At 63.9% G+C, this 17,706-nt stretch carries 11 protein-coding genes and 1 pseudogene; 1 reads left to right on the forward strand and 11 read right to left on the reverse strand.

What is annotated here, in order from left to right; all coding sequences use genetic code 11:
• Positions 1–236: 236 nt before the first annotated feature.
• The 8 genes from CIT39_RS30360 to CIT39_RS30395 all read right to left on the reverse strand — a co-directional run bounded on the left by CIT39_RS30360 (position 237) and on the right by CIT39_RS30395 (position 8,291).
• Positions 237–506, reverse strand: coding sequence for a GlsB/YeaQ/YmgE family stress response membrane protein (locus tag CIT39_RS30360; protein ID WP_094976614.1), 270 nt, complete (start codon positions 504–506; stop codon positions 237–239).
• 218 nt (positions 507–724) lie between these two features.
• The gene (locus CIT39_RS30365; protein ID WP_094976613.1) at positions 725–1,702 is read right to left on the reverse strand and encodes an ABC transporter ATP-binding protein; all 978 of its coding nucleotides are present in this window, start codon (positions 1,700–1,702) and stop codon (positions 725–727) included.
• The gene (locus CIT39_RS30370; RefSeq protein WP_094976612.1) at positions 1,699–3,114 is read right to left on the reverse strand and encodes an amidase; all 1,416 of its coding nucleotides are present in this window, start codon (positions 3,112–3,114) and stop codon (positions 1,699–1,701) included. Before CIT39_RS30370 ends, CIT39_RS30365 begins: the two co-directional genes overlap by 4 nt.
• Positions 3,111–3,308, reverse strand: coding sequence for a hypothetical protein (locus CIT39_RS30375; RefSeq protein ID WP_094976611.1), 198 nt, complete (start codon positions 3,306–3,308; stop codon positions 3,111–3,113). Before CIT39_RS30375 ends, CIT39_RS30370 begins: the two co-directional genes overlap by 4 nt.
• On the reverse strand, positions 3,305–4,366 hold the full coding sequence (locus CIT39_RS30380; RefSeq protein WP_162308761.1) for an ABC transporter ATP-binding protein: 1,062 nt from the start codon (positions 4,364–4,366) through the stop codon (positions 3,305–3,307). The genes CIT39_RS30375 and CIT39_RS30380 overlap by 4 nt, the downstream gene beginning before the upstream one ends.
• Positions 4,367–4,369: 3 nt before the next feature.
• Positions 4,370–5,272, reverse strand: a complete 903-nt coding sequence (locus tag CIT39_RS30385; RefSeq protein WP_094976609.1) for an ABC transporter permease — start codon at positions 5,270–5,272, stop codon at positions 4,370–4,372.
• A gap of 216 nt (positions 5,273–5,488) precedes the next feature.
• On the reverse strand, positions 5,489–6,442 hold the full coding sequence (locus tag CIT39_RS30390; protein ID WP_094976608.1) for an ABC transporter permease: 954 nt from the start codon (positions 6,440–6,442) through the stop codon (positions 5,489–5,491).
• A 190-nt stretch (positions 6,443–6,632) separates the two neighbouring features.
• Complete coding sequence (locus CIT39_RS30395; RefSeq protein ID WP_094976607.1) at positions 6,633–8,291, reverse strand: ABC transporter substrate-binding protein; 1,659 nt, start codon at positions 8,289–8,291, stop codon at positions 6,633–6,635.
• A 199-nt stretch (positions 8,292–8,490) separates the two neighbouring features.
• On the opposite strand from CIT39_RS30395, the gene CIT39_RS30400 reads away from it, so the two are divergent.
• A complete protein-coding gene (locus CIT39_RS30400; protein WP_094976606.1) occupies positions 8,491–10,086 on the forward strand; it encodes an ABC transporter substrate-binding protein in 1,596 nt (531 codons plus the stop codon).
• Between the two features lie 132 nt (positions 10,087–10,218).
• Here CIT39_RS30400 and CIT39_RS30405 read toward each other — a convergent pair whose 3' ends face one another.
• The 3 genes and pseudogenes from CIT39_RS30405 to CIT39_RS33260 all read right to left on the reverse strand — a co-directional run.
• A complete protein-coding gene (locus CIT39_RS30405) occupies positions 10,219–12,450 on the reverse strand; it encodes a CHASE2 domain-containing protein (RefSeq protein ID WP_094976605.1) in 2,232 nt (743 codons plus the stop codon).
• Positions 12,451–12,528: 78 nt separating this feature from the next.
• Entirely contained in the window at positions 12,529–15,459 is a 2,931-nt protein-coding gene (locus tag CIT39_RS33255) for a beta strand repeat-containing protein (RefSeq protein ID WP_479686307.1), read from the reverse strand.
• A gap of 18 nt (positions 15,460–15,477) precedes the next feature.
• Positions 15,478–17,190, reverse strand: a pseudogene (locus CIT39_RS33260) (FecR family protein); the annotation flags it as partial.
• Positions 17,191–17,706: the final 516 nt, after the last annotated feature.

The raw sequence follows: 17,706 nt of genomic DNA on the forward strand, positions 1-17,706 counted from the left end.
AAGGCCCCTGATTTCACGGGCGATTCAGGGTACTCGCCCCCGATTAACATCAGGTTCACCCTGCGTCCAACACAGCCGGGCTCATCCAAAGCCCTGATGGGTCACATCTACCCGGGATGGCCTCGCGCACAAGTCCGGTATTTCACAGTCTTTGCGGCTTTTTAGTGCAGTGCTCGCCGCCTCTCCCAGAGTTCGAGAGAGGGCGGCAAGTTCCGATCGATCGAACCGGGTGGCTGCTAGAACCGCCCGCCGCCCCGCACCAGCCGCACCACCAGCAGCAGGATGACCGCGCCGATGGCGGAATAGACGATCTCTGAGACCAGGCCCGTGCCGATGCGAATACCGAGCTTCGGAAACAGGAAGCTCGCCACCAGCGCACCACAGATGCCAACGACGATATCACCGATGATCCCGAATCCCGTTCCGCGAACGACCTTGCCAGCGAGCCAGCCGGCTACGAGGCCGACGAACAGGATGACGAGCAGGCCTTCGTTGGAAATGTACATAAATCTGGTTCCTCTCCATGAATGGCCGCATGGAACGGGAACCGGAATGAATAGGGTCTGAATGCTGTTCGCCTCAGACGGCTCCGACCAAAATGTCGAAAACAACCCCATGCAAAGTAGAACGGCGTTTGCCTGCAGTGCTACGTGAACTGTGACAACCCGGTGTTGCCGCAGAGGAATTTCAAAGGAAGGAGCGTAGCGGCGACAGCGTTCAAATATTATGACAGCGCCGCCGCCTGCTCCGCCAGCACACATCGCGCCGCCCGGCCCGGCCCGACCGCCACATTGGCAGGCAGTTGCTCCAGGCAACGCGACTGCGCCACGGCGCAGCGCGGGGCGAAGGAGCAGTTGTGGGGTTTCTCGGCCAGCGAGGGCGGCGTGCCGGGGATGGTTTCGAGCCGCGCACCACGCTTGGCACCGTGAATGGTCGAGGCGAGCAGGCCCTTGGCATAGGGATGCACGGGGTTGCGGACGATGTCGCGAAGCGTGCCCTGCTCCACGATCTGGCCGGCATACATCACCGCGACACGGTCGCAGATCTCGATCGCCACACCAATGTCGTGGGTGACGAAGATGACGGACATGCCGAACTCGCGCTGCAGCTCGCGCAGCAGCAGCAGGATCTGGATCTGCACGGTGGCATCGAGCGCGGTGGTCGGCTCGTCCGCGAGCAGGATTTTGGGCCGGCAGGCGAGCGCCAGCGCGATCATCGCGCGCTGGCGCATGCCGCCGGACATCTCATGCGGATAGGCATCGAGCCGGCGTTTTGCGGAGGGAATGCGCACGACCTCGAGCATTTCGAGCGCGCGCGCCCTGCCTTCCGCATAGCTCTTGCCTTCGTGGCGCACGACGCTTTCGGCGATCTGCGCGCCGATGGTGTAGACCGGGTCGAGCGCGAGCGCGGGCTCCTGGAAGATCATCGACACGGTCTGGCCGCGGAAGGACGACAGCTCGTCGTCGTTCATGGCGAGCACGTCGCGGCCCATCACGTCGACCTTGCCCGTGATCTGCGTGCGCTTCTTCGGCAACAGCCGCATCAGCGCGCGCAATGTCACGCTCTTGCCCGAACCGGACTCGCCGAGCAGGCCCAGCACCTCGCCGTCCCCGAGCGAGAGACTGAGGTCGTTCACGGCATAGACCGTGCGCTCGCCGGTGAAGCGGATGTTGAGACCTGAGATGTCGACGAGCTTTGTCATGACGGCAGTTTCGGCAATCGATCGTGATAGTCGGTGACGCGCTGGAAGGCGGCGCCGATGGTGAGCAGGGTCGCCTCGTCGAACGAGCGGCCGATCAGCTGCATGCCGACCGGCAGGCCGCTCTTCGTGAAGCCCGAGGGAATGGTGAGGGACGGCAGACCGAGATAGTTCACGGGGCGGGTGAACAGCGTCAGGCGCTGCACCATGGCCGGCGCGTTCGGACCGCCGCCGACGTCGCTCTCCTCGATCGTCGGTGCCGGCACCGGGGATGCCGGCGCGATCACCGCATCGACGCCAGCGGTCGCAGCGTTGTGCGCGGCGAGCGCCGGACCGCGCCAGCGCATCGCCTCAAGATAGGTGATGGCAGGAACGGCGAGGCCGTTCTGCAGCCGCATCAGGACCTGCGCACCATAATCCTGCGGCCGCTCGATCATCCAGCGCTTGTGGAAGGCGGCAGCCTCGGCCGCGAGCACGAGCTGGCTCGCCGACGACAATTGCCGCTGGTCCGGCAGCTCGACCTTGACGATGTCGGCGCCCTCGCGCTTGAGCACCGCGATGGTCTCGTCCAGCACGCGCGCGACCTCGGCGTCGAGATCGTCGACGTAGAACGAGGTGGGCACGCCGATTTTGAGGCCTTTCAGCGAGCCCTTGGTCGCGCCGACATAGTCCGACAGCGGCTCGTGGCTGCAGGTGGAGTCCGCCGGGTCGGGGCCAGCCATCAGCGCCAGCAGCAGCGCGCAATCCTCCGCGGTGCGGGCGAGCGGGCCGACGGTGTCGAGCGATTGCGACAGCGGCATCGCGCCGGCGCGGCTGACGCGGCCGACCGTGGTCTTGAGCCCGGTGACGCCGCAGAAATGCGCGGGCATGCGGATCGAGCCGCCGGTGTCGGAGCCGAGCGCCGCAAACGTCAGGCGCGCGGCGACCGACGAGCCGGAGCCGGACGAGGAGCCGCCGGTGATGTGGGCGACATTCCAGGGATTGCGCACCGGGCCGTAGTGAGCGTTATGCCCGGTCGGGCCATAGGCGAATTCGGCCAGATGCAGCGTGCCGAGCCTGATCTGGCCGGCGTCCTTCAACCGCTGTAACGCCGTGGAGGTCACGGTCGGCACGAAATCGCGGCGGATCAGCGAGCCGCAAGTCGCGACGTGGCCGGAATCGTAATACATGTCCTTGTGCGCGAGTGGCACGCCATGCAGGGGGCCACGGACATTGCCCTTGGCCAGCTCGGCATCGGCGGCATCCGCCGCCTTCAATGCAGCCTCGGCCTCAATCGACATGAAGGCGTTGAGATGCGGCTGCCACTGCGCGACACGGTGCAGCAGCGCGCGCGTCACCTCATGCGAGGACACCTGCTTCATCGCGATCGCGCGCGCGACCTCGGTGAGCGTCATCAATGCAGGCTCACTGCTCATTTCGACACCTTCTGCGCCTGCACGACCGGATAGAGCGCGGGCTCGAGATCGAACGGCAGCGTGCCGGCGATAGTCGCGAAGCCTTCGAAGGCAGGCCCGATGGAATTGGAGATGCGCGTCGCGATCTCGTCGTCGACGGGGACGCCGGCGATTTGGGCGATTGGCTTGATCTCTTTCGGTGTTGGTCTCGTCATGTGGTCTTCTCCCTGGGCGCGCGGCTATGGCCTGAACCCGGTATCGCCATGTAGCACGCGGCCTCGTGGCCCATCTTATCGAGCGCGACGAGCTTTGGTGTCGCATTTGCGCAGAGCGGCTCCGCAAACGGGCAACGGGTGTGGAAGCGGCAGCCGGGGGGCGGATCGATCGGATTGGGCGGATCGCCCGTGATCGGAGGCTGCTCGGTACGCCTGTCGGGGTCGGACGACGGCATCGCCGCAAGGAGTGCGCGCGTGTAGGGATGCGCGGGGTTATCCCAGACCTGGTCGACCGGGCCGAGTTCGACGACTTCGCCGAGATACATCACCAGCACGCGATCGCTGATGTAGCGCACGACGTTGAGGTCGTGGCTGATGAAGAGATAGGTCAGCCCGAATTCGCGCTTGAGGTCCGCCAGCAGGTTGAGCACCTGCGCCTCGACCGATTTGTCGAGTGCGGAGACGGCTTCGTCCAGGATCACCAGACGCGGCGACAGCGCCAGCGCACGCGCGATGTTGACGCGCTGGCGCTGGCCCCCGGAGATCTCGTGCGGATAGCGGTTGGCGAAGTTTGCAGGGACCAGGCCGACCTTACCGAGCAGCTCGCGCGCCAATGCACGCGCGGCGCCATCGGCCATGCCGTGCACCTTCGGGCCGAAGGCGATCGACTCCTCGATCGTGAGGCGCGGATTGAGCGAGGCGTAGGAGTCCTGGAACACCATCTGCATGCCGCGGCGCAGCTCGCGCAAGCTCAGCGACTGTCCCACGGTCATTCCGTCATAGATGATGTCGCCGGCATCGCGGGGCATCAGGTGCATCAACAACCGGGCGGTGGTGGACTTGCCGCAACCGGATTCGCCGACGATGCCGACGGTCTCGCCCTTGGCGACGGCGAAGGAGACGTTATCGACGGCGCGCACGGTACGCTTCGCGGCAAACAGCCCACCGCGAACAGGGAAGTGCTTGGTGAGGCCGTTGACCTGAAGCAGCGGCTGCGCGACGCCGCCGACGTCTTCGACCGGCTCGAGCATTTCAACGGATGTGTTGCTCTCGCTCATGGCCTAGTTCCTGATATCCATGGCGCTGCGCAGGCCGTCCGAGAGCAGATTGAAGCAGATCGAGACCGCGAAGATCATGGCGCCCGGCAATGCGGCAACCCACGGATTGACGTAGATCGCGGTGCGGAGCGTGTTGAGCATCAGGCCCCATTCGGGCTCCGGCGGCTTGGTGCCGAGGCCGAGGAAGGAGAGACCTGCCGCCAGAATCATCGAGACCGAAATGAGACTGGTGGCGTAGACGAAGATCGAACCCAGCACGTTGCCGAGAATGTGCACACGCATGATGGTGAAGGGTCCGGCGCCCGAAGCCCGCGCGGCCTCGACGAAGTCCATGTTGCGCACGCCCGTGGTGACGCTCTCGGCGACGCGGGTGATCTGCGGCACGAACACGACCGTGAGCGACACAATGGAATTGAGGATGCCGGCGCCGAGTGCGCCGGAGATCGCAATCGCCAGCAGCACCGAGGGAAAGGCATAGAATACGTCGATCGTGCGCATGATCGCGGTGTTGAGCTTGCCGCCGACATAACCGGCGACGAGACCCAGCGAGGTGCCGATGCAGAACGCAAGGATCACGGGCAGGATGCCGATCACCAGCGACAACCGGCCGCCATAGATCAGGCGCGCCAGCATGTCGCGGCCGAGCTCGTCGGTACCGAGCGGGTAGCCTGCCGTGCCGATGTGGCGCAGGCGACGGATCATCGAGCCCTTATAGGGATCTTCCAGGCCGAGCCATGGCGCGAGGACCGCGGACAGGAAGATCAGCAGCAGCACCAGCGCGCAGGCCATGCTGACCTTGTCACGCCGGATGCGGCGGCCGACAGTCGCCCAATAGCCGCGCGCCTTGGTCGCGGGCGCGGCTTGCAGCGCGGCGTCGCTGGTGGCGGACAACGGAAGCTCGCTCATCGGCAGGCTCCCGGTGAGCAATGGGTCACTCGATGCAAGCCAAAGCGGCGGTGCACCTCTCCCGCTTGCGGGAGAGGTCGCGCCGCAGGCGCGGGTGAGGGTTCTCTCCACTCGGGGGGTCTCGCGAGGAGAGACACCCTCTCCCCAACCCTCCCCCGCAGGCGGGGGAGGGAGCGCACTGCCGTCGCGGCTATAGCTGGGCTCGATCTCATCCCGCTAGCCCCGCTTGATGCGGGGGTCGATCGCGGCTTGCGCGATGTCGACCATGAGATTGAGGAACACGAAGAACAGCGCCAGGATCAGGATCGTGCCCTGCAGCAGCGGCAGATCGCGCTGGAAGATCGCGGAGTTGAGCAGGAAGCCCGAGCCCGGCCAGGAGAACACGGTCTCGATCAGGATCGAGCCGCCGAGCATGTAGCCCAATTGAAGCCCCATCACCGCCAGCGCGGTCGGAGCGGCGTTCTTGATGACGTGGCGGAACACGCCGCGCTCGTGCAGCCCCTTGGCGCGCAAGGCCTCGACGAAATCCTGGCTGAGGATGTCGCCGGTCAGCGCGCGCACCGTGCGGGTGACGATGCCCATCGGAATCACCGAGGTCGTGATCGCCGGCAGCACGAGATATTTCAGATGCGCCCAGTCCCAGGCCCAGGAGTTGGAGCCGTTCGGCCCGGCGCCGACTGCGGGCAGCCAGTTGAGCTGCACCGAGAAGATGATGACGAGCACCATGCCGAGCCAGTAATGCGGCACCGACACGCCCGCGATGGCAAAGGAGGTCGCGAGCTTGTCGATCCAGGTCTCGCGGAAATAGCCGGCGATCAAGCCGAGCAGGACGCCCATGGTGAAGCCGATAATGGCGGCGGCAATCGCGAGCGTAACGGTATTGCTGACCGCGCGCATGACCTCCGCGAGGACCGGGCGCCCGGTGGCGATGGAATTGCCGAGGTCGCCGTGAAGGGCACGAAGCAGCCAAAGCCCGAACTGCACCGGTAGCGGACGGTCGAATCCGTAGGCGGTGCGAAGCTGCGCCGCGAGCTCCTGCGAGGCATCTGCGGGGAGCACCGCGACCAGCGGATCGCCCGGCGTGATGTGCACGAGCAGAAAACACACCAGCGCGACGCTGATGACGATCGGAATGACGTAGACGATGCGTCTGGCGATATAGGCGAGCACGTTGTTTCTTTTTCTTCCCTTCTCCCCTTGTGGGAGAAGGTGGCGCGAAGCGCCGATGAGGGGTTCTACCTGCTGTAGCGCTATCGGATGAGAGAGGGTCACTCGCGGAGAGAGACCCCTCACCCGGCTTCGCTTGGCGAAGCCACCCTCTCCCACAGGGGGAGAGGGTGCACCGAGTATACGGCGCGAACTACTGCGCGATCGACACCAGCGAGAAGTCGATGAACCAGCTCTTCGGCTGCACGACGCCCGTGACCTTCGGGCTCATCGCCCGGGGGCCGACGTCGTGGGCGACGTAGAGGAAGGCGGCATCGTCGACGGAGGCGGCGTGCAGCTCGGCCAGCGCTGCGTCACGCGCGGCAGGATCGAAGGTCTGGCGCGCCTTCTTCACCAGCTCGTCGAACTTGGGATTGTTGATGAAACCCCAATTGTTCGAGACCGGCGGGGCCATGCCGGACTGCAGGAAGCGCACCAGCGCGAAGAACGGGTCCATCGCCGCGTAGGTCACGTTGGTCGCGTTAGAGCCGTTGGCCGAGGGATCCTTGGCGCCGCGGCGCCAATTGGTGAACAGCGTGTTCCACTCGATGACGTCGAGCTTCACGTCGAAATAGCATTCGGCCAGCGCCTGCTGGAGATATTCGTTCATCGCCAGCGGCTGCATCTGGCCCGAACCGGACGCCGACGTCTGAGTCTTCACCGTCAGTTTCTTGTTGGGACCGAAGCCGGCCTCCTGCATCAGCTTCTGCGCAGCCGCCTTGTCGTACTTGATCTCGAAAGTCGGCTTGCCGCGCCAGGGATGGCCGGGCTCGAAGGTGCCGGTCGCGGGCACCATCAGGCCGGCGAGCAAGCCGTCCTTGAGGCCTTCACGATCGATACAGAGGTTCGCGGCCTTGCGCACGCGGATGTCGTTCCAGGGCGAACCCTCGACCCGCGAGAACTGCCAGGGCCAGACATGCGGCTGCTCGTTGGCGTAGAGCTTGAAGCCGCGCTGCTTCAGCTCGGGCAGCGCGTCCGGCGCGGGTGCCTCGACCCAATCGACCTGCCCGGAGAGCAGCGCCGCGGTGCGCGCGTTGGCTTCCGGCATCGGCAGCAGCACCATCTTGTCGACCTTGGGCACGCGCGCCTTGTCCCAATAATTCGCGTTCTTCACGAGCTCGAGCCGCTCGCGCGGCGTGAAGCTCGCCATCTTCCACGGGCCGGTTCCCGCGGCATCCTTGGCAAACGCGGTCCAGGCGGCCTGCGACTTGGCCTTGGCGTCAACGCCTTCCGCCTTGTCATAGAAATGCTGCCACTTCGCCGGGCTGGCCATGAACAGGTTGGTGAGGTTGATCGGCAGGAAGCTGTCGGGCTCCTTGGTGGTGAGCTCGACCGTCATGTCGTCGATCTTCCTGGCAGAGGCCAGCGTCGGCATGCGCGAGGCCGTGACACCGACCTGGCTGGCGTCGAACTGCGGCGCGTCCTGCTTCAACACCTTCTCGACGTTCCATACCACCGCATCCGCGTTGAACGGCGAGCCGTCGTGGAAGGTGACGCCGGGGCGCAACTTGAAGGTCCATTTGGTCTTGTCGGTATCGTCGACCTTCCATTCGGTCGCAAGGCCGGGAATCACCACGCTCGCCTTCTCGGCGGAGGACAGGTCCCAGCCGGTCAGCGCGTCATACATGGTGAGGCCGGTGAAGCGGTTGCCCTCAAAGCCCTGGTCGGGCTGGCCCAACGTGCGCGGAATATCGGCAGCGGTCATGCCGATGCGCAGCACGGTCTCGGCGCTGACCGCACGCGGCCATGCAGCCGCCGTCGTTAGAGCGAGTACCGCGATCAATGCCGCGCGCGTGGTCTTTTTCATAAGCATCGCCTCAATCCTTTTCCGGCTTCGATGACTATTTTTGATGCAATCGTATGCAATGGCTATGCCAAAGAGAAACTTATTGTGCGATTTGGCCCTGCGGCGACAAGTCCTTAGAGACTGAAGGCGCGCGCACGCACCGCGCTGCCTATTCTGGCATCAAGATTGCAGGCTCAGCCCCGAAATCTCCTGGGAGCTTTGGGCCATGCGTATCCGTCTATCGACTTGTCTCGCCGTGCTTGCACTGGCGTTGTCCGCAATCTCGGCGCGCGCCGAAACGGTGGTGCGCTACGGCATCTCGATGGCGGACATCCCGCTGACGACCGGCCAGCCGGATCGCGGGGCCGGCGCCTATCAGTTCACGGCCTATACGATCTACGATCCGCTTGTGGCGTGGGAGATGGACGTCGCGGACCGTCCCGGCAAGCTGGTGCCGGGGCTCGCGACCGAGTGGAAGGTGGATGACAACGACAAGACCAAATGGCGCTTCACGCTTCGCAAGGGCGTCAAGTTTCACGACGGCAGCGAGTTTAACGCCGACGCGGTGATCTGGAATCTGGACAAGGTGCTCAACGACAAGGCGCCGCAATTCGACAAGCGGCAGAGCGCGCAGGTGAAGACCCGCCTGCCCTCCGTCGCCAGCTACGCCAAGATCGACGATTCCACCGTGGAAATTACGACCAAAACCGTCGATTCCTTCTTTCCCTATCAGATGCTGTGGTTCCTGGTGTCGAGCCCGGCGCAATATGACAAGCTCGGCAAGGATTGGGACAAGTTCGCCAGCCAGCCGTCCGGCACCGGCCCGTTCAAGCTGACGAAGCTGGTGCCGCGCGAGCTCGCCGAGCTCAGCAAGAATCCGGACTACTGGAACAAGAAGCGCATTCCCAAGGTCGACAAGATCGTGCTGGTGCCGATGCCGGAAGCGCTGACGCGGACCAATGCGCTGCTCGCGGGACAGGTGGACCTGATCGAAACGCCGGCGCCGGACGCCGTGCCGCAGCTCAAGGCCGCCGGCATGAAGCTGGTCGACAACGTCACGCCGCATGTCTGGAATTACCATCTCAGCGTGCTGCCGGGTTCGCCCTGGACCGACATCCGCCTGCGCAAGGCGCTGAACCTCGCGATCGACCGCGACGCCGTGGTCGGCTTGATGAACGGCCTTGCCAAGCCCGCGAAGGGCCAGGTCGACCCGTCGAGCCCCTGGTTCGGCAAGCCTAGCTTCGAGCTGAAATACGATCCGGCCGCAGCCAAGAAACTGGTCGAGGAAGCCGGCTACTCCAAGGCGAAGCCGCTGAAGGCCACCTTCATCATCGCGCAGGGCGGCACCGGCCAGATGCTGTCGCTGCCGATGAACGAATTCCTGCAGCAGAGCTTCAAGGAGATCGGCATCGACATCGACTTCAAGGTGGTCGAGCTCGAGACGCTCTATACGCATTGGCGCAAGGGCGCGGCCGACGAGATCAACGCCGGCATCACCGCAAACAACATCGCCTATGTCACTTCCGACCCGCTCTACGCCATCGTCCGCTTCTTCGCCTCCGACCAGATCGCGCCTGTCGGCGTCAACTGGGGCGGCTACAAGAACCCGAAGGTCGACGCGCTGATCAATCAGGCCAAGCAGACCTTCGACACTGCCAAGCAGGACGATCTGATCGCGCAGGCGCATGCGCTGATCGTGGACGATGCCGCGCTGGTGTGGGTCGTCCACGATACCAACCCGCATGCGCTGTCGCCGAAGATCAAGCAGTTCGTGCAGGCGCAGCACTGGTTCCAGGATCTGACGACGATCGGGATGGAGTGAGGGGCGGCGAACACCGCTGCCGTAGGGTGGGCAAAGCGGAAGCGTGCCCACCACCTCGGCATTACGGAGTAAGATCGTGGGCACGGCGCTGACACGCCTTTGCCCACCCTACGGGAGCAATGACGGGGGCAACTACTTCGTCAGCAGCGCATATGCCCCGTTCCAGCCCTCCGGCGGCGGATTGACCTGGAATTCCTTAATCCGCACTTCGTACAGCTTGAACAGCTTTTCCAGCGTATCGGCGTCCTCGCTCTTGCGGCCGCGTTCGATCGCGTCGAGTGCTCCCTGCCAGTCGCGGCCGCGATAGCAGCCGAGTGTCTCGATGGTGATGTTGCGCAGGCGCTGAAAGGCGGCCGAATGCATCACGTCCTCGCGGCCCGCGATGGCGTAGATCACCTCGGGTTCGGTCTTGCCCTTGACCATGATGAAGTCGAGCTCGAGGATCGCGAACTTGTCCTTGGCAGCAAGCGCAGTCCTGGATCCCACGATGATGGGAAAGCCGTATTCCTTCGACTGGCCTTCCAGCCGTGAAGCCAGGTTCACGCTGTCGCCGAGCACCGAATAGTTCTTCTTCAGGTCCGAGCCCATGTTGCCGACCACGCCGATGCCGGTGTTGAGGCCGATGCCGACATTGAGCGGAATGTAGACATGGCCGCCCTCGGCGGCCTCCAGCTCGCGCTCCTTGTTGACCGCGTCGATCCGCTCCAGCATCTGGATCGCGGCCTCGCAGGCGTTGACCTCGTGCTCGGAATCGTCGAGCGGCGCGTTCCAGAACGCCATGATGGCGTCGCCCATGTATTTGTCGATATAGCCCTTCCGCTCGATGATCACGTCGGTGAGCGGCGTCAGGAACCGGTTCATCAGCGCAATCAGGCCTTGCGGGTCGTGCTTGTAGCTCTCCGAGATCGTGGTGAAGCCGCGCACGTCCGAGAACATGATCGTCATCTCGCGCTCTTCGCCGCCGAGCACGAGCTTTTCCGGCGACTGCGCCAGCTGCTCGACCAGCACCGGCGACATGTATTGCGCGAACTGCCCGCGGATCTGCACGCGCTGGCGCTGCTCGCGCACGAAGCTGGCGAAGATCAGCGTCAGATAGATCGCCGTGGTTGACAGCAGCGGATAGGTGAAATCGATGAGGTAGCGGTACTGCGCGTAGAAGAACCAGGACACGCCGACCAAGATGGCGGCGAAGGTCGCGCCCGCGAGCACCAGGCGTACCGGCCCGAAGTTCGGCGTGAAGATGATGACGAGCAGGCCGATGACGAGCGCGGCGAGCAATTCGACGCCGAGGGCGTAGTTCGGCTGCGAGATCACCGCGCCGCTCAGCAGGCTCTCGAGTACTTGGGCATGGATCTCGACCCCAGGCATGGTCGAGGACACCGGCGTGGTCTTGATGTCGTTGAGCCCGACTGCGGAGGTGCCGACCAGCACCAGCTTGCCGGCGAGCTTGGCGGGCGGCACGGTGTTGTCGAGGACGTCGGCCGCCGAGACGTAGATCGAGGGGTCCTGGCGCGCATAATGCACCCAAAGCTGAGCGTTCTTGTCGGTCGGAATCTCGACGCCCTTGAGGCGTACGGCCCGCACGCCGCTCTTGTCGGTCCGGATCAGCACCGTCGGCGTGCCCGTGGCGACGCGCAGGATCTCGAGGCTGAGCGAGGGCATGATGTTGCCCTGGGCGCGCATCACCATCGGCACGCGGCGGATCAAGCCGTCGCGCTCGGTCTTGATGGTGAACAGGCCGCGGCCGGCCGCGACCTTCTCGATGACGGGCACGTTGCGGAGCAGGCCAGGGAATTCGAACAGGAAACGTTCAGCACCCTCCTCGCCAACCGTCGCGATGCCGGTGAACGGCAGCGACTTGTCGAGCTCGGACGAGATCGCCCGCTGTCCGGTCTCGCCCAGCACCACGCGCGAGCGCTTGATCGCCTCGGAGAGGATCTGGTCGTTGGTCGGCAGTTCGCGTAGCTTGGCGCGGGTGGCATCGTCGAGAGAGCGCATCTGGCTCGCGACCAGATCTGGATTGAGCCGGTCGGGCTCCGAAAACACCACGTCGAAGCCGATCGCCACCACGCCGTTGCTGGTGAGGTTCTGGATCATATCGGCGATCCGCGTACGCGGCCACGGCCACTGGCCGAGCCTGGCGAGGCTCTTGTCGTCGATGTCGACGATGGTGACCGGTCGCGCCGTCTTGTGGCGCGGATCGATCAGCTGGAACATGTCGAAGGTGCGCAGCCGCAATTCCTGGATCGGCGGCGGATCCCACAGGCGCGCGCCGGCGAACACGACCAGCAGCGCAAGGCACATCAGCCGCGCATAGCCCAGCTTCCGCGCAAACCACCGCCGCAGGATTTTTAGACGTTTCATGCTGGTTGGATATCACGCTTTCGTGGCAGGCGGCAGCTCCGATCGGTGTGCGGACGACCGCAGCACCTCGCGCTGCGATCAGGCGTGGACGATGAAGTCGTTCGCCTGGACGCTTGCGACGCCCTTCAAGAGTATGGTGTCCGTCGCATTGATCGTGACCAGGGTGTCTGAGCCTGAGGCCGCGACGTGTTGGGCTATCCATGCCGCGTCGATATCTGTCGTTACAACCGCGGTCAGGTTGATGTGGTCCTGACCGTGCGCAAAACCGAGGATCGTGTCGTGGCTCGAATTGGCAGCGAACACGAACTGATCCTGATAGCCCGTACCGAACAGCACGTCCTTGCCTTCGGTACTGGCAAGAGTCACCGGGCCTTCTTCGCTCAGGTTGAAGATCAAATTGACCGTATCGCTCGCGCCGTGGCCGTCGGTCACGGTGATCGCGACCGTGTCCGTCGTGGACGCGCTCTGGCTCGGATCGGTGTATGTCAACGTCTGGAGCGCCGAATTGACGTTGTCCAACGTGTCGGAGGTCGATGCGGGGTCCACATAGGTGCCCGAATCGGCGGTGGCGGCGAGCGTGAAGGTTTCATCGGCGGCAGCGTCAGCGTCGCTGACGGAAATGCCGTGAACGAAGATCTGTTCGCCTTCCTGCGTGACATTGACCTCGGCGACGTCGATCACGGGCGCATAGGTGGTATCGTTCGCGCCGGTCACGTCTACCGTGAGCGTCGCCGTGTCGGTTGCACCATGGACGTCGGTGGTCTGGACGGTGAACGTATCGACGTACGAATCGTCCGCCAGCGCGTTGATCGCGGCGGCATTCGGAACGTAGCTATAGCTGCCGTCGGCGTTGACCGTCAGCGTCCCGCACAGCCCCACTGCCGTTGTCGCCGGCTGGTGATCTGAATTGAAGACGGCATAGGACAGCGTTGCCGTCTCGCCGCTGTCGACGTCGGTCCCAGCCAAGTGGCCGGTGAGATTGGAGAAGGCGGTGTCCGTGAGCAGACCGATGTGGAGATCGGACAGCGTTGGCGCGTCGTTGGCGCCATTGATCGTAACGGTGACGTCCTGCGAGACTTGGGCGCCGTGATTGTCGGTGAAGGTGACGGTGTAGACTTGGGTGATGGTCTGGCCCTGCGCCAGCGACTGCAGCACCGGATTGCTGTTGTCCAGCGCGAACTGCCAGCTCAGCGTCGCGCCGTCGCTGGTGTCGGTGTTGGATTCGGACAGCGAGCCGATCGAGAAGGTGCCGATGTTCGTAGTGCCGCCCTCGAAGCCCGGCAGAGCCAAGCTGACGGATGACGAGGTGAACGACCACTCGACCGTATGGGTGTCGATCAGGTCGACGTCCTTGATCGCCAGCGTGCCGCTGGCCGTCAGCGTTGCGCAATCATCCTCGATGACCGCGCCTTTTGCCGCGTCGGCATCGCTGGTGATCGTGGGACCGTCGTTGACGCCCGTGATCGTGACGGTGACGTCCTGCGTGACCGTCGCGTTGTGATCATCCTTGAAGGTGACCGTGTAGACCTGGGTGATGGCCTGGCCGTGCGCCAACGACTGCAGCACCGCATTGTTGTCGCCGAGGCTGAAGTGCCAGCCCAGCGTCGCATTGTTGCTGGTTTCGGCGCTGGATTCCAGCACCGACGGATCGATCGTGAAGGTGCCGATGTTCGCGTTGGCGCCGAACCCCCGCAGAGGCGAGCTGACAGAGGAAGACTTGAACACCGCCTCCGCGGTATGAGTGTCGATCAGGTCGAGGTCCTGGATCGCCAGGGTGCCGTCAATCGTCAACAGCGAGCCAGCGTCCTCGATGACATGACCAGTTGCCGCCGCCCCGCTGCTGGTGATGGTCGGCGTATCGTTGACGCCCGTGATCGTGACGGTGACTTCCTGCGAGACGTGGGCACCGTGATTGTCCGTGAAGGTGACGGTGTAGACCTGCGTGATGGTCTGCCCTTCGGCCAGCGACTGCAGCACCGCGCTGCTGTTCTCGAGCGTGAAGTGCCAGCCCAGCGTCGCGCCGTTGTTGGTGTCGGTGCTGCATTCCAGGACCGCCGGATCGATCGTGAAGGTGCCGATGTTCGCGTTGGCACCGAACCCCGGCAAGGCCGAGTTGACGGATGACGAGGTAAACACCGCCTGCGCTAAATGGGTGTCGACCAGGTCCAGATCCTGGATCGCCAGCGTACCGGCGATCGAGAGTGTCAGGCCGCCATCCTCGGTGACGCCGCCTTTCGCAGCGTTTGCATCGCTCGTGACGATCGGCGCGTCGTTGGTGCCGGTGATGGTGACCGTGACGTCCCGGGTGACCGTTCCGCCGTGATGGTCGTCGACAGTGACGGTGTAGACTTGGGTAATGGTCTGGCCTTCGGCCAGCGACTGCAGCACCGGATCGTTGTTGTTGAGCGTAAAGGTCCAGCCGACCGACCCGCGAGAGCTGGCGCCCGGGCTCTCGTTCACCGCTGCAAGCGCGAAAGTGCCGATTTGCGACGTGCCGTTGCCGAAGCCAGGCAGATGCGCGCTCGACGTCGTCGACTTCAGGACGTAACTCGCAGTGTGCGTGTCCGTGAGGTCGGGATCGTTAAAGGTAATGGTGCCGATCGCCGTCAGGGTCGCCGACGACGTATCCTCGGTCACCGCGCCGCTCGGCGTCGTCGAATCTTCGACGATCGTCGGGACGTCATTCGTGCCTTCGACATTGACGTCCGCGCCGTCGATGGAGACCGTGAGCGGCGTGCTGACGACACCGCCGTGGCCGTCATCGACCTGCACCACGTAGTTGAGGATCAGCTTCTCGTCCTCGGCGAGGAAATCGAAGAGATGGTCGGGAGCTTTGTAGGTCCAGGTGGCCGTCCCGTTGTTGCCGTTTCCAGCACCCTGAACCACGGTCAGGGGCACCTTGACGGCGGCGATCGCCGCGAGCTGCGCCGGGGTCAACGTCGCCGTGATATCGTTACCTTCGGCATCAAGGTATTTGAACGGCTGGACGGACGAGAGCTCTGCACTCACGATCGGCCGGTCAGTCAGATCGACGTCGGTGAAGGTGACCGTGCCCGTGATGACGTTGAGCGCCTCGTTGCCGGTTCCGATCAGCTCGATGACGGTGCCACCTGACGTCGCGACGGTGGGTTTGTCGTTCGTTCCCGTGATCGTGACGGTGATGGGAATGAACTTGCTCTCGGGGCTCACCGCGAAATTGGTGTCGACGCGGACCATGTAGGTCAGCGTCACCGTTTCGTCGGCGGCGAGGAAGTCGAAGACCTTGTCCGGAATCGTGTAGGTCCAGACCGCCGAGCCGTTGTTGTTGTTGCCGGGATCTGGGGCGACGCTGATCTGGATCTGCGTCGCCGCGATGGCCTGCTTCTGCAGCGCGGTGAGCGAGCCGGTGACGTCCTGCTGACCGGCATTCTTGTAGAGGTAGTTCGGCGCCTCTGCGAGGCTTACGCTCACCGACGGCCGGTCGCCGAGATTTTGATCGACGAAGGTGATGCGGCCGGAAACCGTGTCGGCCTGCGTGTCGCCCGTGGTGTCCGGGCGCTCGGTCAGCGCGAAGGCCGTCTTCACATTGCCGCTGGAATCGAGGCTTTGCACCAGTGGCTGGCCGGGAATACGGGTGACGAGCGGCGGGGGAGTGCTCGGCCCCTCCTGCCCTTGCGGATTGAGGTTGACGAATGTCGCGGTCACGATGGCGCCGGACCCCGACTTGAACACCACGTCCTGGCCCATCGGCGTGAGCGTGTCGGTGAAGTTCGTGGTCAGCTTGGTGTTGGTGTTGTTGTCGGTGAACTTCAGCGTGAACACGTCGGTGATCAGCTTCTGAACGTCCGGCGACATCAGCGCATTGGAGATCGAGACGTTGCCACCGCTGATCTGGATCATCTGGCCGGCCTGGTTGACCGTCGCGATCGGCAGCAGCGTCACCTTGTCGAACAGGATGTAGGAGCCCGTCGTGCCGTTCGGCTCGACCAGCACCTGAAAGCTCGCCTGCGGCTGCGGATCGCCGCCGCCAGCGGGAACGACGAAGTTGATCTGGGTCAGCACGGCTGTGCCGCGGATGCCCATGGTGGCGACCGGCGTGTCGATCTTCATGTCGCCGTGCTTGGCGGTCTCGCCGGCGACGAAGGTGATGGTGCCTGCGACCAGGCTGAGCAGCGAAGAATTGCTCGAACCGTTGGGGTCGTAGACCATCTCGTTCAGCACCATCCGCGCATTGGAGGACAGGCCGAACACGGTGCCGTCGATGAAGGTGATGCCGAGCGTCGAATCCGATCCGGTCGAGACCACGTCGCCCTTCTCGACATTGTCGCCGTTGTTCAGGATGACCGAGACGCCGTTGCGGATCGCGGTCGCGCTCCCCGCGAGCTTGGTGACATGGCCGATGACCTGGGCCGCAGCCGCGCCTCCGGAGGCGGCTTGAGCGACCTGGACATGGCCCGTGAGCGCGTTGACGATGTCGCCGGTGAGATGGGCGCCGTCGGGTGACGCGAGCGCGGCGCGCTTTTCGCCCCTGAAATAATCGTGAACGACGAACTCGTGCCCCTCATGGGACAGCACGAGATCGAGGCCCGCGCGTTTGAACTCGCCGTTGAAGATCAGGTTGGGGTCGGGAACGACGAACGCGCCCTCGGGCACGTGACCGTGCGCTTTCGCCGTAAAGGAATCGACATGGGCGCCGGCGGGCGAACGGGAACCCTGGCCGTCCAAAGAAATCGCGGCGTCAAATTGGCCAGCGTAATTCAACCGGGCACCGTGAAAAGAGTTAAAATTTAAGTAAGTATCGACCGCCTAAGCTTGCATAGCATTAGCAAGTCCTTAGGGATACCATCTATTGCTTGTGTGATTTCGCATCACTTGGCCCTTCGAGGCCCCCGCAGATCGGCGCCCTACAGAGTAGCGAATGTAATCCCTCAAATGTTCGGAAGTCGAACTCGGCCTGTTTCCACGCATTCCCAGTCATCCAAAGTAACTTTCCGTATAGTCATGGAAGAGATACTTGCGTTATCTTCCCTTCACGACGTCCCGCAGCATCCTGCGGCAAATACGGAGTTAAATCTGTGACCTAACTAACAGAACCCCATGAAATAGGGGGTCGTTAGCCATAGGATCCAGATTCGGCGCCACCACAACCTCTGTCTGCAATTGGCTCGATTTCGCGGCGACCGGACACCTCTAGCCGGCGAATCGTAAAGTTTTACGCAATTCGGGCAGACCCATTTCAGCCTGTTCCCCGGTTTTGGGACCCCAGCCGGGCGCGTT

The sequence above is a fragment of the Bradyrhizobium symbiodeficiens genome, from assembly GCF_002266465.3.
GTDB lineage: Bacteria > Pseudomonadota > Alphaproteobacteria > Rhizobiales > Xanthobacteraceae > Bradyrhizobium > Bradyrhizobium symbiodeficiens.